The sequence below is a fragment of the Geodermatophilus sp. SYSU D00965 genome, assembly GCF_054050075.1.
The window spans coordinates 14,188-36,883 of sequence record NZ_JBJGYQ010000014.1; the positions used below are offsets into that span (position 1 = coordinate 14,188).

The following is a 22,696-nucleotide window of genomic DNA, read 5'->3' on the forward strand; positions in this document are numbered from 1 at the left end:
CGGCCGCCACCGGCCCGGACCCGGACGGCGGTCCGGCTACGCGAGCAGCACCGGCAGCCGCTCCAGGCCGTGGACGATGACGCTGCGCCGGTGGCGCAGCGCCTCCGGGGGCACCGCCAGGCGCAGGCCGGGGAACCGGTCGAGCAGCGCCCGCAGGGCCACCTCCCCCTCCAGGCGCGCCAGCGGGGCACCCAGGCAGTAGTGCAGCCCGTGACCGAAGGCCAGGTGCCCGCCGGCGTCGCGGTCGGGGTCGAGCAGCTCGGGCCGGTCGAAGCGGTCCGGGTCCCGGTTGGCCGCGCCCACCGACAGCGTCACCACCGACCCCGCGGGGATGGTGGTGCCCGAGTACTCGACGTCCTCGGCGGCGAAGCGGAGCGGGGCGTTGTGAACGGGGCCGTCCCAGCGCAGGAACTCCTCGACCGCCGCGGGGACCCGCTCCGGGTCGGCGAGCAGGTGCTCGCGCAGCGCGGCGTCGGTGGCGACACCCAGCACCGCGTTGCCGATGAGGTTGGCCGTGGTCTCGTGGCCGGCGATGAGCAGCAGCACGCCCATCGCCACGACCTCCTCGGTGCTGAGCTGGTCGCCGGCGTCGGAGACCTCGACCAGGGCCGAGACGAGGGCGCCGTCCGGGGCCCGCCGCTTGGTCTCGACGAGGGCGTACAGGTACTCCGCCAGTCCCCGGGTGGCCTGCTGCTCGTCGGCGTCGTCGTGGTCGTCGACCAGCGCGCGCGACCAGGCCCCGAAGGCGTCGCGGTCGGTGTCGGGCACCCCGAGCAGCTCGCAGATCACGGCCATGGGCAGCGGCACCGCGTAGCCGGCCAGCAGGTCGACCGGCTCCCCGGTGGGCAGCGCGTCGAGCAGGCCGGCGGCCAGGGCCTCGATGCGCGGCCGCAGCTCGGCGGTGCGCCGCGGGGTGAAGGCCCGGGCGACCAGCCGGCGCAGCCGGGTGTGGTCCGGCGGGTCGAGCAGGATCATCATCGAGCCGAACGGGCCGGGCAGGCGCGGGGCCTGCGCGCGGACCTCCGGCGGCAGGGTGGCCCGGTGGTCCTTGACCAGCCGGGGATCGGTGAAGGCCGCGCGCACGTCGTCGTAGCGGGTGACCAGCCAGGTGGTGCCGCCCCGCGGCAGCGCCACCTCGCGCACCGGGGCCTGCGCGCGCAGCCGCTCGTAGGCCGGGTAGGGGTCCCCCCAGAACGAGCCCTCGAACACCGAGTCGTCGACCGCCGTCACCTCGGGCCCCCCTGCCTCCGCCGGCTCACCGGCCCAGCGTCGGGGCCGCCGACCCCGGCGGCAAGACGGAACAGGGGTGTCGCGGTCGCTCACCCCCGCGACAGGCGGTCGATGCGGCGCATCTCGTCGTCGGTCAGGGAGAAGCCCCCGATCGCCAGGTTGGCGCGGATCCGCTCCGGGGTGGCCGACTTGGGGATGACCACGACGCCGTGCTCCACGTGCCAGCGCAGCACCACCTGCGGCGGGGTGACGCCGTGCGCGTCGGCGACCTCGCGCAGCACCGGGTCCCCGAGGTCGGTGTTCTTGAACGGGCTGTAGCCCTCCAGGACGACGTCCCGCTCCCGGTGCCCGGCCTGGACCTGCGCGTCGTACCTGGCCGGCGCCCAGCTGACCTGGTTGACCTGCGGCGTCACCCCGGTCGCCCGCGTCAGCCGGTCGACCTGCTCGAGGGAGTAGTTGCTGACCCCGATCGCGCGGGCGCGGCCGGCCTCGCGGGCGGCGACGAAGCGCTCCCACACGCCCTCGCCGGCGCCGCCGAGCGGCCAGTGGATCAACCACAGGTCGACGGCGTCCACACCGAGCGCGTCCAGCGACGCCGCCAGGGTCCGGTCGGGCCGGCCGGCCTCGCGGGGCGGCAGCTTGGTGGTCAGGAAGACCTCGTCCCGGTCGACGCCGGAGTCGCGCAGGGCCCGCCCGACCTCCGCCTCGTTGCGGTACATCGTCGCGGTGTCCAGGTGCCGGTACCCGGCGTCCAGCGCGGTGCGGACGGCGTCGTAGCAGGTCGGCCCGGTCAGCTGCCAGGTGCCGAACCCGAGCAGCGGCATGCGGCCGCCGCCGGCGAGCGGCACCGCGGGGACGGCGGTCTCGGTCATGCCGGGCCGGTGCCCGCCACCGCGCCCGACGACACCCCGCGCGGGCGCCTCCCGTCTGGTGGGATGGACGGCGACGGGCCGGCGACCGGCCGGCCGCCTGGGAGGGCCCCGTGCACTACGCCGAGTCCGTCGTCGACCTGGTCGGCAACACCCCGCTCGTGCGGCTGACCTCCGTCACCCGGGACCTGGGGCCGGACGCGCCGCTGGTGCTGGCCAAGGTCGAGTACCTCAACCCCGGCGGGTCGGTGAAGGACCGGATCGCCGTCCGCATGGTCGACGCCGCCGAGGCCAGCGGCGCGCTGCGCCCGGGCGGCACCATCGTGGAACCGACCAGCGGCAACACCGGCATCGGCCTGGCCCTGGTCGCCCAGCAGCGCGGCTACCGCTGCGTCTTCGTCTGCCCGGACAAGGTCGGCCAGGAGAAGATCAACGTGCTCAAGGCCTACGGGGCCGAGGTGCACGTGTGCCCCACCGCCGTCGACCCGGCCGACCCGCGCTCGTACTACTCGGTGTCCGACCGGCTGGCCCGCGAGCTGCCCGGCGGGTGGAAGCCCGACCAGTACTCCAACCCGGCCAACCCGCGGTCGCACTACGAGACCACCGGCCCGGAGATCTGGGCGCAGACCGAGGGCCGGGTCACCTGCTTCGTCACCGGCGTCGGCACCGGCGGAACGATCAGCGGCACCGGCCGCTACCTCAAGGAGGCCTCCGGCGGGCGGGTGCGGGTGGTGGGCGCCGACCCCGAGGGCTCGGTCTACTCCGGCGGCACCGGCCGGCCCTACCTGGTGGAGGGCGTCGGCGAGGACTTCTGGCCACCCGCCTACGACCGCACCGTCGCCGACGAGATCATCGCCGTCACCGACGCGGACTCCTTCGCGATGACCCGCCGGCTGGCCCGCGAGGAGGGGATGCTCGTCGGCGGCTCCTGCGGGATGGCGGTCGTCGCCGCGCTGCGCGCCGCCGAGCGGTTGACGGCGGACGACGTCCTCGTCGTCCTGCTGCCCGACGGCGGTCGCGGCTACCTGAACAAGATCTTCAACGACGAGTGGATGGCCGACTACGGCTTCCTCGAGGAGACCGGCGGGGAGAGCGTCGGCGAGCTGCTCGCCGCGAAGTCCGGCACCACTCCCCAGCTGGTGCACACCCACCCCAACGAGACGGTGCGCGAGGCGATCGACATCCTCCGCGAGTACGGCGTCAGCCAGCTGCCCGTCGTCCGGGCCGAGCCGCCGGTGACCGCCGGCGAGGTGGTCGGGTCGGTGTCGGAGAAGGCGCTGCTCGACGCGCTGTTCGCCGGGCGGGCGAGCCTGTCCGACCGGGTCGAGCGGCACATGTCCCAGCCCCTGCCGATCATCGGCTCCGGCGAGCCGGTGAGCGCCGCGGTGGCCGCCCTCGGCGAGGCCGACGCGCTGCTGGTGCACGAGGACGGCAAGCCCGCGGGTGTGGTCACCCGCCAGGACGTGCTCGGCCACCTGGCGGGATTCGCGCCTACGGTCGGGGCACAGTGACCGAGCTCGCGAGGTCACCGATGACAGAGCCGGCGCCGGTCCCGGAGCCGACGAGCGCCAGCGAGGAGGCCCTGTGACCGGCTTCAACACCCGCGCCATCCACGCCGGGCAGGACCCGGACCCCGCGACCGGCGCGGTGATCGTCCCGGTGCACCTGACGACGACCTACAAGCAGGACGGCGTCGGCGGGCTGCGCGGCGGCTACGAGTACAGCCGCAGCGGCAACCCGACCCGGACGGCGCTGCAGGAGGCCCTGGCCGCGCTCGAACAGGGCCGGCACGGGCTGGCCTTCGCCTCCGGCCTGGCCGCCGAGGACACCCTGCTGCGGACGGTCTGCGAGCCGGGCAGCCACGTCGTGCTGGGCGGGGACGCCTACGGCGGCACCTTCCGGCTCATCTCGAAGGTCGTCTCGCGCTGGGGGGTCGAGCACACGCCGGCCGACCTCAACGACGTCGACGCGCTGCGGGCGGCGATCCGGCCGACGACGCGGGTGGTCTGGTGCGAGACGCCGACCAACCCGCTGCTCAACATCGCCGACATCGCGCTGCTGGCCGAGGTCGCGCACGAGGCCGGAGCGCTGCTCGTCGTCGACAACACCTTCGCCTCGCCCTACCTGCAGCAGCCGCTGACGCTCGGGGCGGACGTCGTCGTGCACTCCACGACCAAGTACCTCGGCGGGCACTCCGACGTCGTCGGCGGCGCGCTCGTGGTCGGGGACGACGCCGACCTCGCCGAGCGGCTGGCCTTCTCCCACAACGCGATGGGCGCCGTGGCCGGCCCGTTCGACTCCTGGCTGGTGCTGCGCGGCATCAAGACCCTCGGCGTCCGGATGGACCGTCACCAGGCCAACGCCGCCCGGATCGCGGAGTTCCTGCTCGGCTCCGACGCCGTGACCTCCGTGCTCTACCCGGGCCTGCCCGACCACCCCGGCCACGACATCGCCGCGAAGCAGATGTCCGGCTTCGGCGGGATGCTGTCGTTCCGGCTGGCCGGTGGGGAGGACGCCGCACTGCGGGTGTGCGAGCGGGCGCAGGTGTTCACCCTCGCGGAGTCCCTCGGCGGCGTGGAGTCGCTGATCGAACACCCGGCGCGGATGACGCACGCCAGCGCCGCCGGCTCGCCGCTGGAGGTGCCCGGCGACCTGGTGCGCCTGTCGGTCGGCATCGAGGACGTGGAGGACCTGCTCGCCGACCTGGAGCAGGCGCTGGCCTGAACGGAGTGCGGCGGTGCAGGGGACCTGGACTGCCGCACTCCGCTGTGACTCAGTCGGCCAGGGAGAGCGCCTGGGTCGGGCACTGGGCGACGGCGTCGCGGACGGCGGCGAGCTGGTCGGCGCCCGGCTCCGGCCGCAGCAGCGTGACCACGCCGTCGTCCCCGACCTCGAACACCTCCGGGGCCAGCAGCTCGCACGTGCCCGAGCCGACGCAGCGCTCGAGGTCGACGACCACCCGCATCACGCCACCCCCGTCAGCCGGGCCGGCAGCCGCTTGAGGCCGTTGACGAACGAGGAGCGCAGCCGGTCCGGCGGCCCGTCGACCGCCAGGTCGGGCAGCTGGTCGAACAGCGCCCGAAAGGTCACCGCGATCTCCCGGCGGGCCAGGTGCGCGCCCAGGCAGAAGTGCGGCCCCCGCGACCCGAACCCGACGTGCGGGTTGGGGTCGCGGGCGAGGTCGAGGAGCTCCGGGGCGCGGAAGACGGCGGGGTCCCGGTTGGCGGCGGCGTAGAACAGCAGGAACTTGTCCCCGGCGGTGAACTGGTGGCCGTTCACCTCGCCGTCCCGGGTGGCGGTGCGCCGCATCCAGGTCACCGGGCTGGTCCAGCGCACCACCTCCTCGACGGCGGTGCGGTCCAGCCCCGGGTCGGCTCTCCAGCGGGCGCGCTGCTCCGGGTGCTCGGCGAGGGCCAGGACGCCCTGGGAGATGGCGTTGCGGGTGGTCTCGTTGCCGGCGACGAGCAGCAGGATGAAGAACGAGGCGATCTCCTGGTGGGACAGCCGCTCGCCGTCCACCTCGGTGGTGACCAGGGCCGTCGTGAGGTCCTCGCGGGGGTCGGTCAGCCGCTCGGCGGCCAGCCGCTCCATGAGGGCGGCCAGCTCCATGCCGGCGGTCAGGAACGCGGTGAGCGTGTCCTCCTCGTTCTCGATGAGCTCGGGGTCCCCGCCGGAGAGGATGACGTTGGACCGCGAGAGCACCCCGGGCCGCTCCTCCTCGGGGATCCCCATCATGTCGCAGATGACCTGCAGCGGGATCGGCGCGGCGAGGTCGGCGACGACGTCGATCCGCCCGTCGGAGGCCTCCGCCGTCCGCCGGGCCCGGGCCAGGACGTCGTCGACCACGGCGCGCACCGAGTCCACGGTCCGCTCGAGCATGCGCGGGGTGAACGTCTTCGACACGATGCGGCGGATCTTGGCGTGCCGGGGGTCGTCCATGCTGATCAGCGACCCGTAGAACTCGTTGAGGTCGGCCGGGATGTCCTGGATGGACACCGCGCCCCTGCCCGAGCAGAACACGGCCGGCTGCGAGCTGATCGCCTCGACGTCGGCGTAGCGGGTCACCGCCCAGTAGCCCGGGCCGGCCGGCAGCATCGGGATCTCCGGCTCGGCGAAGAAGGCGAACGGCCGCTCCCGGCGCAGCGCGGCGAAGGCGGCGTACCGCTCGGCCGGCGGGTGCAGCCACCAGTCGCGGTCGGAGAGGTCCAGGGCGTCGAGGTCGATGTCGGCGGGGTCGATGGTGTCCGGTGCGGTGGCCTCCACGGTTCCGGTCCTCCCCTGCGAACGGTCAGCAGTGACCGGTCACGCTAGAGAGGAGGCACCGGAACGCACAACACGGTCGCGAGACGACGGAGGGCCCGGCCACCGTGGTGGCCGGGCCCTCCGAGGAGTAGCGGGGACAGGATTCGAACCTGTGACCTCTGGGTTATGAGCCCAGCGAGCTACCGAGCTGCTCCACCCCGCGTCGCACCTCCACCATACACGGCTCTCCAGAAGCCGCCGCGGGGCCCCGGTCACTCGCGCGCGCCTCACGCTCCGTACCGCTCTCGCGACCTACAGTCTCGCCCGTGGCGGAGGTGGCGACGAGCAGCTTCGTCGGCGACCCGCAGCCGGTGGAGGTCTTCCACGCCGGCGCCTGGTTCCCCGGCGAGCTCCTGGGCTGGCGGTTCGACGAGACGGGGACCTGCCGCGTGCGGGTCCGCTGCGTGGTGGGCGGCCTCCGGCACACCGCCTGGACCGACCTGTCCCACCTGCGGCTGCCGACGGCCGACGTCCCGCCCCCAGCGGACGACGCTCCGGCTCCCCCCGCCGCCGTCCCGCACCAGCGCCCCACCGCGGCGGACGACGACACCGGACGGCACCCGCTGCTGACCGACTGGGGCCGGCACGAGCAGGCCGCGCCGCTCCCCCGACCGCGCCGCTCCGGCCTCGTGGACTGGCTGACCGCGGGCTGACCTGGCGTCGCCCCGCCTCAGCGCGACGAGCTCGCCGGGCCGGCGTTCGCGGCGACGGCTACCGGTTCTCCTGACGGTCCCGAGCGCCGGTGGTCAGCCGGTCCGGCTGCGGCGGTGGGCCACGGCGGCCAGGGCGCCGGCGCACAGGCGGAAGTCGGCCCGCCGCTCATCCACCTCCCGGCCGGCGAAGGCGACCGTCCCGGCCAGCGGCTCGAGGAGCCCGACGAGCGTCTGCAGCAGCGTGGACTTGCCCGCACCGTTGGCCCCGACCAGTCCCAGCGCCCGTCCCGGCTGCAGGCAGACGTCGACGGGTGCACACACCGGCGAGCCCGCGTAGCCGGCTTCGAGGGCCGCCGCGAACAGCAGTGCGGTCAGGGTCGTTGCACCGGTCATCGTCCCGCCACGCTAGGCCACCGACCGCGCCCCTCCGGCGACCACGCGGGGTGCAGGCCCTCCGCAGACGCGACAGGGGCCCTCACAGTTCCTGTGAGGGCCCCTGTCATCTGTAGCGGGGGCAGGATTCGAACCTGCGACCTCTGGGTTATGAGCCCAGCGAGCTACCGAGCTGCTCCACCCCGCGTCGGTGAGACCACCATACCCCTCCTCCGCGGCGGTGCGCACGCGGCCCCGGGGTGGGCCCCACCACAGGCCGTCACCCGCCGCCGGACGCCGCCTGCGCCGACTGGTAGGCGTCCACCGCCGCCTGCAGGTCGGCCAGCGCCTGGCCCTGCGCCGCGAAGTCACCCGAGCGCTGCGCGTTCTGGAGCGCCTGCAGCGCGGAGTTGATCGCGTCCACGGCCGACTGGAGCTCGGGGGTGTTCGCCGTCCCGCCGTCCGCCGGGGGTGCCGGCGGAGTGGTGGGCGCCGGCGTGGTGGACGGCGAGGGGCTCGGCGTCGCCGGCTCCTCCGACGTCCCGTCGCTGTCGGTCGCCGACTCCCCCGCCCCGGCACCGAAGACCTGGTCGAGGGCCTCGGCGAGGGTGTTGGCGTAGCCCACCCGACCGCCGTAGTTGACCAGCACCTTCCGCAGCAGCGGGAAGGAGTTGTCGCCGGTGCCCTCGACGTAGAGCGGCTGCACGTAGAGCAGACCGTCGCCGCCGATCGGCAGGGTCAGCAGGTTGCCGAACACCGCCCGCGACTCCTGGCTGTTGAACAGGGTCACGTCGGGCCGGACCTGGTCGTTGGTGTTGAAGGACTGCTGCACCTGCTGCGGGCCGCGGAAGGGCGTGTTGCCCGGCAGCCGCAGCACCTGGATCTCCCCGTAGGTCTCCGGGTCGCTGGACGCGGAGATGAACGAGGAGAGGTTCTCCCGGCGGAAGGCGTTGAGCGCGCTGGTGAGCTGGAAGCTCGCCTGCTCGTCACCGGGCCGTTGGGCCAGGATGTAGTACGGCGGCTGGGCCTCCTGGGTGTCCTGCGTCGGGTCGGCCGGCACCTGCCAGCGGTCGTTCTGGTTGTAGAAGTCGACCGGGTCGCTGACGTGGTAACGGGTCAGGATGTCCCGCTGCAGCTTGAACAGGTCCTCCGGGTAGCGCACGTGGCTGACCAGCTCGTCGGACATCTGGTCGCGCGGCTCGACGACGCCGGGGAACGCCTTCATGTAGGTCTGCAGGACCGGGTCGTCGACGTCCCACTGGTACAGGGTCACCGTGCCGTCGTAGGCGTCCACAGTGGCCTTGACCGAGTTGCGGATGTAGTTGAACTGCTCGTTGGGCAGGGCCGTCGTCCCGGTGCCGGTGAGCGCGTCGGTGGCGGCCTCGCCGAGCTCCATCGACTCGGAGTACGGGTAGGAGTCCGAGGTCGTGTAGCCGTCGAGGATCCACTGGATCCGGCCGTCGATCACCGCCGGGTAGGGGTCGCCGTCCACCTCGAGGAACGGCGCGGCCTTCTCCACGCGGTCCCGCGGGTCGCGCACGTAGAGCACCTTCGAGGCGTCGTTGACCGCGCTGGAGAGCAGGAAGTTGCGCTCCCGGTAGTAGATGGCGAAGGTCAGCTGCCGGAAGAAGCTGCCGATCGCGACGCCACCCTCGCCGGTGTAGGTGTTGTTGATCTGGCCCTCGTCCGACCCGTCCTCGGGCTGGTCGAACTCCCGCGGCGTGGCCCCCTCCGGCGCGCCGACGACCGAGTAGTTGTCGTTGCCGATCAGCTCGCCGTAGTAGATCCGCGACTGCTCGACGTCGATGGTGCCGGTCGTCGGCAGGTCCCGGGTGGTGAAGTTGGGCTCGCCGCCCTCCTGGCCGGTCACCACCTGGTTGGCCGGCGCCGCCACGAAGCCGTTGCCGTGGGTGTAGACGGTGTGCCGGTTGATCCAGGTGTCCTGGTTCTCCGACAGCGCGTCGCTGTTGAGCTCGCGCACGGCGACGACGTAGTCCCGGGTCTCGCCGTCGATCGTGTACCGGTCGATGTCGAGCTTCTCGGGGAAGCCGTAGACGTTGCGGATCTGCTGGCGCGCGGTGAACGTGTCGGCCAGGACGTTCGGGTCCAGCAGCCGCGCGTTGGGGATCGTCTGCGTGTCGTTGCGCAGCTCCGCCTGCGCCGCCGCGGTGTCGACCGACTCGCCGGTGCTGTCCTGGGCGTAGTCGACGTACTCCACGTCGGAGAGGTCGTAGGCGTCGCGCGTCGAGGCGATCGCCCGCTCGATGTAGTCCGACTCCCGCTGGTCGGCGCTGGGCCGGACGACGAACTGCTGCACGATCGCCGGGTAGGCCACGCCGATCACCAGGCTCGACAGCAGCAGCAGCACCAGGGCGGCGGCCGGCAGGCGGAAGTTGCGGACGACGACGTTGGCGAAGAACGCGACGGCGCAGACGGCCGCGGCGAACACGAGGATCGTCTTGGCCGGGAGCAGCGCGTTGACGTCGGTGTAGCTGGCGCCGTTGAACAGCTCGCCGCGGTCGGAGTAGACCAGCCCGTAGCGGTCCAGCCAGTAGGCCACCGCCTTCAGCGCCACGAACAGCCCGAGCAGCACCGACAGCTGGATCATCGCCGCCGACGTCAGCTTCTGCCCCGGCGTCTGCAGCCGCAGCCCGCCGAACACGTAGTGGGTGAGCAGCGAGCCGATCAGCGCGAGCAGCACGATGGCGAAGCCGAAGCCGAGCAGCAGCCGATAGAAGGGGTAGTCGAAGACGAAGAACGACAGGTCCAGGCCGAACTGCGGGTCGGTCCGGCCGAAGTCGGTCGCGTTGCGGAACGTCAGCCAGGTCTCCCAGTTGCCCTGGGCGGTGAACCCGGCGAACAGGCCGAGGACGACGGCGACCGCGGTCAGCACCAGGGTGCGGCGCGGCTCCAGCGACTGCCGGTAGCGCTCCAGGTTCTGCTGCTCCAGCGACATCGGCCGGAACGTGGGGCGGAACCGGTAGGCGAGGTAGATCGCGAGGGCGGTCAGGCCCCCGGTGGCCACACCGGCCACGGCGAACAGCAGCGCGCGGGTCTGCAGTTCGGTCCAGAAGACCTCGGTGTAGCCGGTCTCGTCGAACCACAGGTAGTCGACGTAGACGTTGGTCAAGGTCCCGATGGCCGTGAACAGCACCAGCAGCACGGCGATGGCCCCGATGACCACCTTCGCGCGCCGCGACAGCGTCGGCACGGACACGGGGGGCCGCATGGCCACGAGCGGTCTCCTTCAGTTGCGGTCGTGGCGGGCAGCCACGGACGTCCCGACGGCGGGTCGCCGGGATGGCCGGCACGGGCCTCCCGGCACCGATCCGGTCAACCCAGATCAACGCGCGGGACCGCGCCGGGTTCCCACCACCCGCTGTCGCGGACAGCTTCCCCCACCGCACCCCGGCTGTGTCGCCGGGGCGCGCTCAGCAGGTTTGCGGTGTGCGCCCGGCGCGGAAGTCGGCCAGCGCCTCGAGGGCGTCGTCCAGGGTGGCCACCCGGGCCGTGAGCAGCCCCTCCTGCGGCGCGGCCAGCGCGTCGGCGCAGTTGTCGGCGGGCACCAGGAACAGCTCGGCGCCGATCTCCGAGGCGGCGACCATCTTCAGCTGGATGCCGCCGATCGGGCCGACGTCGCCGTCTGCGTCGATCGTCCCCGTCCCGGCCACCAGGGCCCCGCCGGTCAGGTCGGTGTCCCCGACCAGGTCGAGGATCCCGAGGCTGAGCATCAACCCGGCCGAGGGGCCGCCGACGTCCTCGATGCGGATGTCGACGTCGAACGGCGCCGACGGCTGCTCGCGGACGAGCACGCCGAGCAGCGAGCCCCCGTCGTCCTCCGCGGCCCGCGTGGTGACCGTCGCCGTCCCGGGCCGCCCCAGGCGGGTGTAGTCGACGGCGACCGACGAGCCGGCGGGGATCGAGGCCAGGACCTCGTCCAGGGTCTGCACGTCGGGGACGGCCCGGCCGTCGACGCGCTCGACGGCGTCGCCCTCCTCCAGAGCGCCGTCGGACGGCGAGTCCTCGGTCAGGCCGCGCACGACCACCTTGACCGGGTACCCGAGCTCCGACAGCGCCGCCGCCTCGGCCGCCTCCTCGGAGGTGAGGAACGCCTGCCGGTTGGCCTCGCGGGTCTCCTCCTCGGTGCGGCCCGTCGGGTACACCGACTCCTCCGGGACGACGCTCACCTCGTCGTCGAACCAGCCCTTGACCGCCTCGACCAGGCTCAGCCCGGCGCGGCTCACCCCGACGGTGGTGAGCGTCAGCTCTCCGTCGACCTCGTTGCGCTCGCGGCCCTCGACGCTGATGACCGGCTCTCCGTCGATGTCGCCCAGGGTGTTGAAGGTCGGCCCCGGCACCTGCGCCACGTAGGGCACCGGCACCGCGGCGCCGAGGACGCCGAAGACCACGAGCAGCACGACACCGACGCTGAGGACGGCGATCCGACGGGTCACGACCGGCCAGCTTAGGAGGCCGGGCTGAACGCGGCCGGGGCCTCGGCGGTTCCGGGTTGCGCTGCGGGCGGACGCGGACTCCGCACGGAGATCACCACGTCTACCGTGGTGGCATGAGCGATCTCCCGTTCGGCTTCGGCCTCCCCGATCGCGACCCCGAGCGCCGCGACCAGCCCGGAGCCGGCGGCGGCAACGACCCGTTCGGCTTCGGCGCCCTCTTCGGTGGCGGCGCGGGCGCGGGCACGCCCGAGGAGCTGCTCGGCAAGATGCCGCTGTTCGCCGAGCTGCAGAAGCTCATGAACTGGTCCGGCGGGCCGGTCAACTGGGACCTCGCCCGCCAGGGGGCGATCAGCACGCTGGCCACCGGGTCCCAGCCGACGTCCGAGGCCGAGCGCGCCGCCGTCGCCGACGCGCTGCGCCTGGCCGACCTCTGGCTGGACCAGGTCACCGAGCTGCCGTCGGGGGTGGACCGCGCGCTGGCGTGGTCCCGCGTGGAGTGGGTCGAGCAGACCCTGCCCGCGTGGAGCGAGCTCATCGACCCGCTGGCCGAGCGGGTGGTCGGCGCCATGACCAGCGCGCTGCCCGCCGAGGCCGCGGCGATGGCCGGCCCGCTGGCCGGGATCATGGGCCGGATGGGCGGGCTGATGTTCGGCGCCCAGGTCGGCCAGGCGCTGGGACGGCTGTCCGGCGAGGTCCTCACCAGCACCGAGGTGGGCATCCCGCTGGCCCCCGCCGGCGCCGGCGTGCTCCTGCCGCAGAACGTGGCCGAGTTCGCCGCCGGGCTCGACCGCCCGGCGGAGGAGGTCCGGCTGTTCCTGGCGCTGCGCGAGGCGGCGTCGCAGCGGCTGTTCGTGCACGTGCCCTGGCTGCGCCAGCAGCTGCACGACGCCGTGCACGCCTACGCCCGCGGCATCAAGGTCGACCGCGAGGCCATCGAGCGCGGCATCAACGAGGCCATGGGGTCGATGGGCGGCATCGACCCGAGCAACCCGGAGAGCATCCAGCAGCTGCTGGGCAGCGGGTTGCTCGAGCCGGAGGAGACGCCGGAGCAGCAGATGGCGCTGCGCCGCCTGGAGACCCTCCTGGCCCTGGTCGAGGGCTGGGTGGACGCCGTCGTCGCGGCCGCCGCCGGTGAGCGGCTGCCCGGCCACGGCGCGCTGGCCGAGACGATGCGCCGGCGGCGGGCGTCGGGCGGTCCGGCCGAGCAGACCTTCGCGACGCTGGTCGGCCTGGAGCTGCGGCCCCGGCGGCTGCGGGACGCCGCCACCGTCTGGGGCGCCATGGCCCAGCGCCACGGCAACGCCGAGCGGGACCGGCTGTGGTCCCACCCGGACCTGCTGCCGACCTCCGACGACCTCGACGAGCCGCTGGACTTCGTGGCCCGGCAGGGTGTGGACGACGAACTCCGCGCCCTCACCGAGGACCCGACCGAGGAGCCTCAGAAGCCCGACGACCCGCAGGACGACACCAAGGACTGAGCCCGGCATCGAGCGCCGGGGACGGCACGCAGCCGGGGTGGACCGGTCGCGTGGGTCCGGAGGACCGCGATGTGCTCAGTCCACGAGGTCGTCGCCGCCGGCGGCCGGAGCGGGGCCGTCGGCGTGCGAGAGCTCCACGCCCTCGAGGAACCCGCGGGCGCGCTCGGCCCGCGGGTAGCGCGCCACCAGCGCCCAGAACGTCGCGTCGTGGCTGGGCTCGATCAGGTGCGCCAACTCGTGCACGAGCACGTAGTCGACGACGTACTCGGGCATCGCCCGCAGCCGGCTGGACAGCCGGATGGTCCGGTCGGCCGGCGTGCACGACCCCCAGCGGCGCTGCTGGTTGTCCACCCAGCGGACGCTGGCCGGCTGCGGCACGCCGTCGAGGTGGGCGTCCGACAGCGCCCGCGCACGGGACATCAGCTCGTCGTCCCCACCGAGGGACCGGCGCCGCCGCTCCTCCCGTGTCTGCAGCTTCGCGACCATCTGGGCCACCCAGCGGCGCTCCTCGGCCGGGCTGAACGCCGCCGGGATGAGCACGACGGTCCGCCCGGACTCCCGGTAGGCGGTCACCGTGCGGCGGCGCCGCGCGCTGCGACGGACCTCCACGTCCTCCGGCAGCACCGTCGCCGACGCGCTCCGGTCCGACCGGTTCGCGGGGAGGGCGCGGGAACCCCGGCCGTCCTGCGGGAACGGGGCGGCGGCGGAGCGGGAGGTGTCGGGGGACGTTCCGGGCACGCAGGCACCGTAGCCACCGCCGGCCCGCGACGCCGCACCACCGCGCCCTCGGCGCGGGCATGTCGCACGGACGGTGGACAGAAGGGCCCTCGTCCCGGGGACGGGCACCCCGCCGATCCGCCGTCCACAGCTCACGGAGCGGCGTTCGCGCAGGTCGGACGGCGAGTCGCGAGCTGCTCCAGCGGCCGGTGCACCGCCTCGTCCCCCGTTCGCGCACAGGGACACGCCGAGGCGTCCCCACGCCTTCCACAGGTGTGTCCACAGGCTGTGGGTGGAGCCTCCCCCGTCGAGCGAGTGGGCGGGCGCGCCGCGGGTAGCGTTCCGCAGGACGGCGCCCGGGACGGGCACCGAACAGGCCTGGAGAAGAGGAGGCACCGTGGCGGAGAGCTACAACGGCTACTGCGTGAAGTGCAAGGAGAAGCGCGACTTCGACGGCGAGGTCAAGGTCAGCGAGTCCGGCCGCCGCATGGCGCAGGGCACCTGCCCCGTGTGCGGCACCAAGATGAACCGGATCCTCGGCAAGGCCTGAGACCCTCCGGCCACGGACGGCGGCACCCGCGCGGCGGGTGCCGCCGTCGTCGTCTCCGGGGTCTGTGGACCCGCCGCCCCCTGTGGACGACGCAGGCGCGGCGGGGCCGGCGGCTGCGAGCCTGCCGGGGTGGACGACACCGCACACCCGCTGCTGCCCCCGACGGTCCCCCTCCTGCGGCTGGCGGGGCCCGGCTCCCACGGCGAGCTCCAGGTGGGCGGGGCCGACTCCACCGACGGGCTGCGCGTGAGCCCCGGCCCGCAGGAACTCCCCGCCCTGCTGCGGGGGCTGGACGGGCGGCGCACCCAGCGGCGGGTCGTGGCCGACGCGGCCCGGGAGGGGCACGACCCCACCGCGGTGAGCACGCTGCTCGACGGGCTGCGAGCGACCGGTCTGCTGGTCGACCTCGACGCCGCCGACCTGCTCGCCTCGGACGCCGGGCCGGCCGCGGCGGCGCGGACCCGGTCCGAGCTCCCCGTGGCCGCCGCGCGGGGGCCCCGGCAGGTGTCGCCGTGGCGGACCCGCCGCGGGGCGTCGGTGATCGTCGAGGGCGCGACCCGGGTCGGGGTGCCGCTGGCCGCCGTCCTGGCCGCGAGCGGGGTGGGCCGGGTGAGCGTCCGGGACGCCGGACCGGTCACCGCCGGGGACGCCGTCGTCGGGGGCCTGGACGCCGCGGACGAGGGCCGCCCGCGAGCGCTGGCCGCTGCCGACGCCGTCCGCCGCGCCAGCCCGCTGGCCGACCTCGGCCCGCTGCCGCCCGGCACGTCCGGTGACCTGGTCGTGCTCACCGCTCCGTGGGCCGCCTCCGATCCGCTGGCCGCGGACCTGCAGCGCCGCGGCGTGCCGCACCTGGTGGCGACCGTCCGCGGGCAGACCGGCGTGGTGGGCCCGCTCGTGGTCCCCGGGGCCACCAGCTGCCTGACCTGCGCCGAGCTGCACCGGCGGGACGCCGACCCGGGGTGGCCGGCGCTCGCCGCCCAGCTGACCGCCGCGCCCGCGCCGCCGGGCGGGGCCACCGTCACCTGCCTCATGACGGCGGCGACCGCGGCCGTCCAGGTGCTGGCCTACCTCGACGGCAGCGGCGCACCGGCGTCCCTGGGGGCGACCGTGGAGCTGCGCCCGCCCGACCTCGTGCCCCGGCTGCGTCGTTGGCGGCCCCACCCCGACTGCGGCTGCGGAGCGCCCGACCCAGGCCTCGATGGGGGGACATGAGGGAGGTCTCCCAGCGCCGCACCCACCACTCGGGGACAATGGCGGGCAGAGTGCGTCGACGGCCCGCGGGGGGCGTGTGCTGCCGTGACGGCGGTCCAGAGAGCCAGCAGCGAGGAGAACGCGTGACCGAGACCGGACGGGGGATCCCACGGGGTTCGGTCTCCCGGACCGCGCGGCTGGCCTCCCTCCCCCTGGGCGCCGCCGGGCGGGCGACCCTGGGCATCGGCAAGCGGCTGTCCGGCCGGCCCGCCGAGGCGGTCACCGCCGAGCTGCAGCAGCGCACCGCCGAGCAGTTGTTCGCCGTCCTGGGTCAGCTCAAGGGCGGGGCGATGAAGCTGGGCCAGACGCTGTCGGTGTTCGAGGCCGCCGTCCCCGAGGAGGTCGCCGCGCCCTATCGCGAGGCGCTGGTGAAGCTGCAGGAGGAGGCGCCGCCCATGGCGGCGCGGACCGTCCACGCGGTCCTCGCCCAGCAGCTGGGCGGCAGGTGGCGGGAGCGCTTCCGGCACTTCGACGACGCTCCGGCGGCGGCCGCCAGCATCGGGCAGGTGCACCGCGCCACCTGGCGGGACGGCCGCGACGTCGCGGTGAAGATCCAGTACCCGGGGGCGGCCACCGCACTGATGGCCGACCTCAACCAGCTGTCGCGGTTCGCCCGGCTGTTCGCCGCGCTGTTCCCGGGGATGGACGTCAAACCGCTCATCGCCGAGCTCAAGGCCCGGGTGGTCGAGGAGCTGGACTACGGGCTCGAGGCCGACGCGCAGCGCGCCTTCGCCGCCGCCTACGTCGACGACCCGCAGCTCGTCGTCCCCCGGGTCGTGGCCAGCGCGCCCAAGGTGATCGTCTCCGAGTGGCTCGAGGGGACGCCGCTGTCGCGGATCATCGCCTCGGGCACCAGGGAGCAGCGTGACCGTGCCGGCCTGCTGATGTCGGTGCTGCACTTCTCCGGACCCCAGCGCGCCGGACTGCTGCACGCCGACCCGCACCCGGGCAACTTCCGGCTGCTGGCCGACGGCCGGCTGGGGGTCATCGACTTCGGTGCCACCGCCCGGCTGCCCGACGGGCACCCCGAGCCGATCGGCCGGCTGGTGCGCTGGGCGCTCGAGGGTCGCGCCGAGGACGTCCTGGCCGACCTGCGCACGGAGGGCTTCGTGCGGCCCGGCGTCGAGGTGGACGCCCAGGGCGTGCTGGACTACCTGCTCCCGCTGCTGGAGCCGATCGCCTCGCACCACTTCCACTTCACCCGCGGCTGGATGCAGGAGCAGGCCACCCGCGTCGCCGACCCGCGCAGCGAGGCCAGCCGGCTGGGCCGGATGCTCAACCTGCCACCGGCCTACCTGCTCATCCACCGCGTGACGATCGGCTCGATCGGGGTGCTCTGCCAGCTCGACTCCGCCGGTGACTTCCGCAGCGTCATCGAGGAGTGGCTGCCCGGCTTCACCGGCTGAGGGGGCGCGGGTCCAGCCGCGGGGTCACGGGTCCAGCCGGGCGTCACGGGTCCAGCCGCGCCTCCAGGTCGCGGAGGTGCTCCCGCGCGCACGCCGGGCACAGCACGGTCAGCGGCCCGGGCTCCCGCGGGCCGGTCGAGCCGGTCGGCCGGGGCGGGGTGCTCGACGACCAGCCGGTCGCGACGTCGGCCACAGTCCCCCTCCGGCCGCACCGGGCGCAGCTGAGCTCGTCGTCCACTCCCCCAGCCTGCGCGCCGAGGCGCTCCGAGCACAGAGGCGGCCGGGCCCCGGACGCACCGGGAGCGTCCGGGACCCGGCCGCGGATCGGGCGGGGGCACGCAGGCCCCCGCGGACGGACCGCCGTCAGCGCACGGCGGCGCTGGCCCGCGCGGCGCGCCGCGTCGCCTGTTCGGCGCGACGGGCCCAGCGGCGGGCGGCGCGCAGCCGGTGGGCGCGCGCGGCGGTGTCGGCCTCGGCGCGCAGTTCGCGCAGTCGGTCGACGGCGAGGTCGTACTCGATGGTGTGCACGTCAGTCCTCGATGGTCCGGGTGCCCGCCGCTCGGCGGGCCGGGATGGGTGGTGGGTGGTGCGTGCGTCGGGTCCGCTCACGCGACCGCGACCTTGCGGGGCCGTCCCCGCGGCCGCTTCCGCGGGATGACCACGCCGCGCTCGAAGATCTCGCCGCCCCAGACGCCCCACGGCTCGCCGCGGTCCAGGGCGCCGGCCAGGCAGGCGTCCCGGACCGGGCAGCTCGCGCAGAGGGTCTTGGCCTGCTCGAGCGCGGCCGGGCTCTCGGCGAACCACAGGTCCGGGTCGGTCCGGCACGGCAGCGGGAGCCGCACCGGGGCCGGGGACACCGGGGTCACCGGCCGTCGGGGAAGGGAACCGCCGGTCCGGGGGAGCCCGGGTCGGCGGTGGGTCGTCGGGCGGTCGATCGCCTGCTGCACTGCCGCTCCTCCTCGTACTCGTCGTCTGCAGCCGGCGGGGGCCCGCCGACCGGGGGTCGGGGCCGGGTGCCGCGGGGACGAAAGAGAGAGGCCGCGGAGCCCGGTGTCGGGTTCCGCGGCCTCGAGGAGGACCGGTCGAGCGCTAGCTCAGCGGTCTCCTCGAGGAGTGGATCCCGAGGGTGGTGCCGTCGTTCTGCTTGTCCTGGATGACGTCGGTGCGGGTGCCGAACTCATCGGTCCCGGGAGTGGCGACACGGCCACCGCCGGTGGGCACGAGGTCGAACTGCGGCGCGCCGGGGACGTCGGTGCCGAAGACCGGGGCGACGGCGGGCACGCGGGAGCACGCGCCGGCGACGACGCCGGTCAGGGGCAGGGCACGGAGGCGGGCGGCGGCGGGCGGCGCGACGAAGGCGGCCGGACGCGCGGCGAGGCTCCCCGGGCCGGAGACCCCGGCGGGGGTGGCGATCCACGTCGTGGTGATCATCGGTCCCCCTCCTTCCCGGGGTCGGATCCCGGCCTGCCGGCCGGTCTCGGGCTTGGTGCGGCTCGGGGCGGTGCCCCGAGCGCGAACAGGACAGTAGGGGGCCGTCGCGGAGGGGGTCAACGCAATTAATCCGGCCGTGTCGGAGTGACCCAGCTCACCCGTCCGCCGTCACCGACGGCGACGCGTCAGGAACCGACCGTCGCCAGCACGTCCTCGCCGTAGAGCTCGAGCTTGCGCGCCCCGATCCCCGGCAGCGCGGCGAGCTCCCGCAGCGTCGACGGGCGGGACTCGGCGATGGCCTGCAGCGTCGCGTCGGTGAAGACGACGTAGGCAGGCACCGACGCCGACGCAGCGGCCTCGCTGCGCCAGGCCCGGAGCCGCTCGAACAGCTCTCCCGCCTCGCCCTCGAGGACCACCTTCGGGCGCTTCTGCCGCCGCGCCGGCGGAGCGGCGGTCGGGGTCGACTCCGGGACCAGTCCGGTGAGGAACCGGCTCCGCGGCCGCGACCGGCGGCCACCGGGGTTGCGGGCCAGGGACCACGACAGCGTCAACTGCTCCCGGGCCCGGGTGACGGCCACGTAGAGCAGCCGCCGCTCCTCCTCCACGGCCTCCGGGCGGGACAGCGACTGCGCGATCGGGAGGACGCCGTCGACCAGACCGACGACGAACACCGCGTCCCACTCCAGGCCCTTGGCCGCGTGCATCGAGGCCAGGGTGACGCCCTGCACCGTGGGCGCGTGCTGGGCGTCGGCCCGGGCGGCCAGGTGGCCCACGAAGCCGGCGAGGTCCATCGTCGGGTCCTCGGCCACGAGGTCGACGGCGAGGTCGACCAGCGCGGCCAGGGACTGCCAGCGGTCGCGCGCGGCTCCGCCCGGCGGCGGGCGGTGCTCGACCCAGCCGGTCGAGGCCAGCACGTCGCGCACGGTGGGCACCAGCGCCCCGGGCTCGGTGCCGCCGGCGGCCGCGCCGCGCAGCAGCAGGACCGCCTCGCGCACCTCCGGCCGTTCGAAGAACCGCTCCCCGCCCTTGAGCACGTACGGGACGCCCGCGGCGCTCAGCGCGTTCTCGTAGACCTCGGACTGGGCGTTGATCCGGAACAGGACCGCGATCTCGGCGGCCGGCATCCCGGCCTCGACCAGGGCGCGGCAGGCCTGCGCGACCGCGGCGGCCTCGGTCGGCTCGTCGGGGTGCTCGAAGAAGCGCGGCGCCGGCCCCTCGGCCCGCTGGCCCAGCAGCCGCAGCCCGGGCAGCCCCTTGCGCCGCGGCGCCTGACCGATGAGCTTGTTGGCCAGCGCCACGACCTGCGGGGTGGAGCGGTAGTCGCGCTCGAGCTTGACCACCTCGGCGTCGGGATAGCGGTCGGCGAAGCCGAGCAGGTAGTCGGGGTCGGCGCCGGTGAAGGAGTAGATCGTCTGGTTCGGGTCGCCGACCACGCAGACGTCGGCCCGGCCGCCGAGCCAGGCGTCGAGCAGCCGCTGCTGCAGCGGGTTGACGTCCTGGTACTCGTCGACGACGAAGTACCGGTACTGGTTGCGCACCTGGCGGGCGACGTCCGGGTGCTCCTCCAGCGCGTAGGCCGTGACCAGCAGGAGGTCCTCGAAGTCCAGGACGCCGTCGCGCTGCTTGGCCGACTCGTAGCTCGCGTACACCTGGGCGACCGCGGCCGGCTCGAACGGCGGCTCGCGGCCGGCCGCCTGGGCGCGGGCCGGGTAGTCCTCCGCCGTGGCCAGCGTGGTCTTGGCCCACTCGATCTCGCTGGCCAGGTCGCGCAGGCTGGTGCGGTCGGTCGACAGCCGGGCCCGGGACGCGGCGGTGGCCACCAGCCGCAGCTTGTTCTCCACCAGCCCCGGCATCGGGCCGCCGAGCACCTGCGGGGCGAAGTAGCGCAGCTGGCGCATGGCCGCGGCGTGGAAGGTGCGCGCCTGCACGCCGCCGACCCCGAGTCCGGCCAGGCGCCCGCGCAGCTCACCGGCGGCCCGGGCGGTGAAGGTGACCGCGAGGACCTGCTCGGGCACGAAGGCACCGGTGTGCACCCCGTAGGCGATCCGGTGGGTGATCGTGCGCGTCTTCCCGGTGCCGGCACCGGCGAGGATGCAGACCGGCCCGGAGACGGCCTGGGCGGCCGCGCGCTGCTCGTCGTCCAGCTGCGCGAGCACCGCCTCGGCGCCCCGGACGACGCCGGGCGCCCCGGCGATCTGCGACATCGGGCCCCCCGTCTCTCTCCCTCGATGGCCGCCCTCATCCTCCCAGCCGCCACCGACGCACGCGGGAAGCATCCCCAGGCGCGCGGCGTTGACCCCCCGCAGTGGCCGGACTCCACCGCGCCGCCACCCCGATCCCCAGGGAGGACCCCCTCGATGAGTGCAGCGACCGCCGCCGTGACCATGTACACCACCACCTGGTGCGGCTACTGCGTGCGGCTGAAGAAGCTGATGCAGCGCGAGGGGATCCACTTCGCCGAGGTCGACATCGAGCGCGACCCGGCCGCCGCGGACATCGTCATGCAGGCCAACGGGGGCAACCGCACCGTGCCGACCCTCGTGTTCGCCAACGGCAACGCCCTGACCAACCCCAGCATCGACGAGGTCAAGGACCAGCTCGCGCAGACCGCGGAGGCGTGACGGCGAGTGGTCCCCCAGACTCGGTGTGCGACGAGGCATGATCGTCCGACGAGGGCTGTGACGACCACGGCCCGCTGACGTCCCGGCACCCGGCCGGGCCCGCCTTCCCGGAGGACGCCGTCGTGAGTTCGAGCGTCGAGCACGCAGCCGCCGCGGCCGCCTGCCCCGACGACGCGCTCGGGTCGGAGGGACCCGCGGTCGTGGTGGCCCGCACCGGCCGGGGCTGGTCGGTCCTCGCCCCCGGTCGCGCGGAGGACGTGGGCGACCTCGTCGAGGGCATGTCGCTGGCCGACCTCGTCGCCGAGGAGCTGGGCGCGCTGGTCGAGCCGGGCCGGACGGCGCGGCGCGCCGCCCGCGGCCCGGTCGGGCCGGCCGATCCCGACGCCGACCCGCGCGAGGCCCGCCTGGCCGCCCTGGAGCGGACGGTGGCCCAGCTGGAGCACGCACTGGCGGCGCGGGTGTCCACGGAACGGGCGATCGGCGTCCTCGCCGAGCGGCACGGCATCACGGCGCGGTGCGCGTTCGAGCTGCTGCGCGGCAGCGCGCGGTCCCAGGGGCGGCCGGTCGCCGAACTCGCGCGCGAGGTGCTCGAGGAGCTCGAGACCCGCGCGCAGCCGGAGGCTCCGGCCGACTGCGCCCTGCTCCGGCCCGGCACCTCGGCCGCCGGCGACGCAGCGGCCGGGAGCCGGGAGGCCGCGGAGGGCCGGTCCTGACCCGTCCGGAGCCGCTGACGCCGGCGGCGCTGGCCGACCGGCTGGCCGGACTGCTCGGCGACCTGGCCCCCGAACCGGGCGCGACCGCGCTGCGGGTCGCCGTGGACGGTCCGGACGTCGCCGCGCCCGGGGTGCTCGCGGACGCGGTGGCCGAGCGGCTGCCGGCGCTGGGGCGGCCCGTCGCCGTCGTCCCCGCCGGCGGGTTCCTCCGCCCGGCCTCGCTGCGCTTCGAGCACGGCCGGACCGACCCGGACGCCCGCTACACCGACTGGCTCGACGCCGGCGCGCTGGCCCGGGAGGTCCTCGACCCGGTCGGGCCCGGCGGCTCCGGGCAGTACCTGCCGGTCCTGTGGGACGTCGTCCGCGACCGGGCGGCCCGCGTCCCCCCGCAGCCGATGTCGCCCGGCGGGGTGCTGCTGGTCCCGGGACCGCTGCTCCAGGGGCTGGGGCTGGCGTTCGACGTCGTCGTCCACCTGCGGGTCGCCCCAGCGGCCCGTCGCCGGCGCACCCCGGCCGAGCAGGCGTGGGAGCTGCCCGCCTTCGACCGCTACGACGCCGAGGTCGACCCCGTCGCCCTGGCCGACGCCGTCGTCCTGGCCGACTCCCCCGACCACCCCGCGCTGGTGCTGCAGGGCCGGTTCGGCTGAGG

23 protein-coding genes and 2 tRNA genes are annotated in these 22,696 nt (G+C 75.0%); 10 read left to right on the forward strand and 15 right to left on the reverse strand.

What is annotated here, in order from left to right:
• Nucleotides 1-36: 36 nt before the first annotated feature.
• Both ACI789_RS14480 and ACI789_RS14485 read right to left on the reverse strand, forming a co-directional pair.
• Nucleotides 37-1,230 (reverse strand): cytochrome P450 family protein, encoded by a 1,194-nt coding sequence (locus ACI789_RS14480; RefSeq protein ID WP_457010094.1) that lies wholly within the window; start codon nt 1,228-1,230, stop codon nt 37-39.
• Nucleotides 1,231-1,319: 89 nt separating this feature from the next.
• Nucleotides 1,320-2,102, reverse strand: coding sequence for an aldo/keto reductase (locus ACI789_RS14485; RefSeq protein WP_457010095.1), 783 nt, complete (start codon nt 2,100-2,102; stop codon nt 1,320-1,322).
• A 110-nt stretch (nt 2,103-2,212) separates the two neighbouring features.
• On the opposite strand from ACI789_RS14485, the gene ACI789_RS14490 reads away from it, so the two are divergent.
• Nucleotides 2,213-3,610: a cystathionine beta-synthase gene (locus tag ACI789_RS14490; RefSeq protein ID WP_457010096.1), complete on the forward strand. Its 1,398-nt coding sequence runs from the start codon at nt 2,213-2,215 to the stop codon at nt 3,608-3,610.
• Between the two features lie 73 nt (nt 3,611-3,683).
• Nucleotides 3,684-4,823: a cystathionine gamma-synthase gene (locus ACI789_RS14495; protein WP_457010097.1), complete on the forward strand. Its 1,140-nt coding sequence runs from the start codon at nt 3,684-3,686 to the stop codon at nt 4,821-4,823.
• A 49-nt stretch (nt 4,824-4,872) separates the two neighbouring features.
• Here the strand turns inward: ACI789_RS14495 and ACI789_RS14500 are convergent, their stop codons facing one another.
• The 3 genes from ACI789_RS14500 to ACI789_RS14510 form a co-directional block, all read right to left on the reverse strand.
• Nucleotides 4,873-5,064 carry a ferredoxin gene (locus ACI789_RS14500; protein WP_456918692.1) on the reverse strand — a complete coding sequence of 64 codons (192 nt, stop codon included), beginning with the start codon at nt 5,062-5,064 and terminating at the stop codon, nt 4,873-4,875.
• A complete protein-coding gene (locus ACI789_RS14505) occupies nt 5,064-6,362 on the reverse strand; it encodes a cytochrome P450 (protein ID WP_457010098.1) in 1,299 nt (432 codons plus the stop codon). The genes ACI789_RS14500 and ACI789_RS14505 overlap by 1 nt, the downstream gene beginning before the upstream one ends.
• 128 nt (nt 6,363-6,490) lie before the next feature.
• Nucleotides 6,491-6,564 (reverse strand) — tRNA-Met (locus tag ACI789_RS14510).
• Between the two features lie 103 nt (nt 6,565-6,667).
• Between ACI789_RS14510 and ACI789_RS14515 the strand changes: the two genes are divergently transcribed.
• Entirely contained in the window at nt 6,668-7,054 is a 387-nt protein-coding gene (locus ACI789_RS14515) for a hypothetical protein (protein ID WP_457010099.1), read from the forward strand.
• A gap of 93 nt (nt 7,055-7,147) precedes the next feature.
• Here ACI789_RS14515 and ACI789_RS14520 read toward each other — a convergent pair whose 3' ends face one another.
• From ACI789_RS14520 to ACI789_RS14535, 4 genes are all read right to left on the reverse strand, one after another.
• On the reverse strand, nt 7,148-7,447 hold the full coding sequence (locus ACI789_RS14520) for an ATP-binding cassette domain-containing protein (RefSeq protein ID WP_457010100.1): 300 nt from the start codon (nt 7,445-7,447) through the stop codon (nt 7,148-7,150).
• Nucleotides 7,448-7,560: 113 nt separating this feature from the next.
• Nucleotides 7,561-7,634, reverse strand: a tRNA-Met gene (locus ACI789_RS14525).
• Between the two features lie 72 nt (nt 7,635-7,706).
• Nucleotides 7,707-10,655, reverse strand: coding sequence for a UPF0182 family membrane protein (locus ACI789_RS14530; protein WP_457010196.1), 2,949 nt, complete (start codon nt 10,653-10,655; stop codon nt 7,707-7,709).
• Between the two features lie 202 nt (nt 10,656-10,857).
• Nucleotides 10,858-11,880, reverse strand: coding sequence for a YlbL family protein (locus ACI789_RS14535; RefSeq protein ID WP_457010101.1), 1,023 nt, complete (start codon nt 11,878-11,880; stop codon nt 10,858-10,860).
• 113 nt (nt 11,881-11,993) lie between these two features.
• Here ACI789_RS14535 and ACI789_RS14540 point away from each other — a divergent pair, with 113 nt between their 5' ends.
• Nucleotides 11,994-13,358, forward strand: a complete 1,365-nt coding sequence (locus ACI789_RS14540) for a zinc-dependent metalloprotease (protein ID WP_457010102.1) — start codon at nt 11,994-11,996, stop codon at nt 13,356-13,358.
• Nucleotides 13,359-13,433: 75 nt separating this feature from the next.
• Here ACI789_RS14540 and ACI789_RS14545 read toward each other — a convergent pair whose 3' ends face one another.
• Entirely contained in the window at nt 13,434-14,096 is a 663-nt protein-coding gene (locus tag ACI789_RS14545; RefSeq protein ID WP_457010103.1) for a M48 metallopeptidase family protein, read from the reverse strand.
• Nucleotides 14,097-14,472: 376 nt separating this feature from the next.
• Between ACI789_RS14545 and ACI789_RS14550 the strand changes: the two genes are divergently transcribed.
• The 3 genes from ACI789_RS14550 (at nt 14,473) to ACI789_RS14560 (ending at nt 17,282) form a co-directional block, all read left to right on the forward strand.
• A complete protein-coding gene (locus ACI789_RS14550; protein ID WP_012950213.1) occupies nt 14,473-14,625 on the forward strand; it encodes a DUF5679 domain-containing protein in 153 nt (50 codons plus the stop codon).
• A gap of 129 nt (nt 14,626-14,754) precedes the next feature.
• Entirely contained in the window at nt 14,755-15,837 is a 1,083-nt protein-coding gene (locus ACI789_RS14555; RefSeq protein ID WP_457010104.1) for a ThiF family adenylyltransferase, read from the forward strand.
• Between the two features lie 122 nt (nt 15,838-15,959).
• Nucleotides 15,960-17,282, forward strand: a complete 1,323-nt coding sequence (locus ACI789_RS14560) for an ABC1 kinase family protein (protein ID WP_456918680.1) — start codon at nt 15,960-15,962, stop codon at nt 17,280-17,282.
• 43 nt (nt 17,283-17,325) lie between these two features.
• Here ACI789_RS14560 and ACI789_RS14565 read toward each other — a convergent pair whose 3' ends face one another.
• The 5 genes from ACI789_RS14565 to ACI789_RS14585 all read right to left on the reverse strand — a co-directional run bounded on the left by ACI789_RS14565 (nt 17,326) and on the right by ACI789_RS14585 (nt 20,917).
• Complete coding sequence (locus tag ACI789_RS14565; RefSeq protein WP_457010105.1) at nt 17,326-17,475, reverse strand: hypothetical protein; 150 nt, start codon at nt 17,473-17,475, stop codon at nt 17,326-17,328.
• Between the two features lie 170 nt (nt 17,476-17,645).
• Nucleotides 17,646-17,810 carry a hypothetical protein gene (locus tag ACI789_RS14570; RefSeq protein ID WP_456918678.1) on the reverse strand — a complete coding sequence of 55 codons (165 nt, stop codon included), beginning with the start codon at nt 17,808-17,810 and terminating at the stop codon, nt 17,646-17,648.
• Nucleotides 17,811-17,887: 77 nt separating this feature from the next.
• Complete coding sequence (locus ACI789_RS14575) at nt 17,888-18,148, reverse strand: WhiB family transcriptional regulator (protein ID WP_457010106.1); 261 nt, start codon at nt 18,146-18,148, stop codon at nt 17,888-17,890.
• A 223-nt stretch (nt 18,149-18,371) separates the two neighbouring features.
• Nucleotides 18,372-18,713, reverse strand: coding sequence for a hypothetical protein (locus tag ACI789_RS14580; protein ID WP_457010107.1), 342 nt, complete (start codon nt 18,711-18,713; stop codon nt 18,372-18,374).
• A gap of 185 nt (nt 18,714-18,898) precedes the next feature.
• A complete protein-coding gene (locus tag ACI789_RS14585) occupies nt 18,899-20,917 on the reverse strand; it encodes an ATP-dependent helicase (protein ID WP_456918675.1) in 2,019 nt (672 codons plus the stop codon).
• Nucleotides 20,918-21,070: 153 nt separating this feature from the next.
• On the opposite strand from ACI789_RS14585, the gene ACI789_RS14590 reads away from it, so the two are divergent.
• The 3 genes from ACI789_RS14590 (at nt 21,071) to ACI789_RS14600 (ending at nt 22,694) form a co-directional block, all read left to right on the forward strand.
• Complete coding sequence (locus ACI789_RS14590) at nt 21,071-21,334, forward strand: mycoredoxin (protein ID WP_456918674.1); 264 nt, start codon at nt 21,071-21,073, stop codon at nt 21,332-21,334.
• 122 nt (nt 21,335-21,456) lie between these two features.
• Complete coding sequence (locus ACI789_RS14595; protein ID WP_457010108.1) at nt 21,457-22,047, forward strand: ANTAR domain-containing protein; 591 nt, start codon at nt 21,457-21,459, stop codon at nt 22,045-22,047.
• A gap of 101 nt (nt 22,048-22,148) precedes the next feature.
• Nucleotides 22,149-22,694 carry a uridine kinase gene (locus ACI789_RS14600; RefSeq protein ID WP_457010109.1) on the forward strand — a complete coding sequence of 182 codons (546 nt, stop codon included), beginning with the start codon at nt 22,149-22,151 and terminating at the stop codon, nt 22,692-22,694.
• The last annotated feature ends 2 nt before the right edge of the window (nt 22,695-22,696 follow it).

What these genes read in the sequence shown, in the direction of transcription:
- ACI789_RS14485 (WP_457010095.1), bottom strand. Translation starts at nt 2,102, where the DNA reads ATGACCGAGACCGCCGTCCCCGCGGTGCCGCTCGCCGGCGGCGGCCGC.
- ACI789_RS14500 (WP_456918692.1), bottom strand. Translation starts at nt 5,064, where the DNA reads ATGCGGGTGGTCGTCGACCTCGAGCGCTGCGTCGGCTCGGGCACGTGC.
- ACI789_RS14520 (WP_457010100.1), bottom strand. Translation starts at nt 7,447, where the DNA reads ATGACCGGTGCAACGACCCTGACCGCACTGCTGTTCGCGGCGGCCCTC.
- ACI789_RS14530 (WP_457010196.1), bottom strand. Translation starts at nt 10,655, where the DNA reads ATGCGGCCCCCCGTGTCCGTGCCGACGCTGTCGCGGCGCGCGAAGGTG.
- ACI789_RS14540 (WP_457010102.1), top strand. Translation starts at nt 11,994, where the DNA reads ATGAGCGATCTCCCGTTCGGCTTCGGCCTCCCCGATCGCGACCCCGAG.
- ACI789_RS14580 (WP_457010107.1), bottom strand. Translation starts at nt 18,713, where the DNA reads ATGATCACCACGACGTGGATCGCCACCCCCGCCGGGGTCTCCGGCCCG.
- ACI789_RS14585 (WP_456918675.1), bottom strand. Translation starts at nt 20,917, where the DNA reads ATGTCGCAGATCGCCGGGGCGCCCGGCGTCGTCCGGGGCGCCGAGGCG.
- ACI789_RS14590 (WP_456918674.1), top strand. Translation starts at nt 21,071, where the DNA reads ATGAGTGCAGCGACCGCCGCCGTGACCATGTACACCACCACCTGGTGC.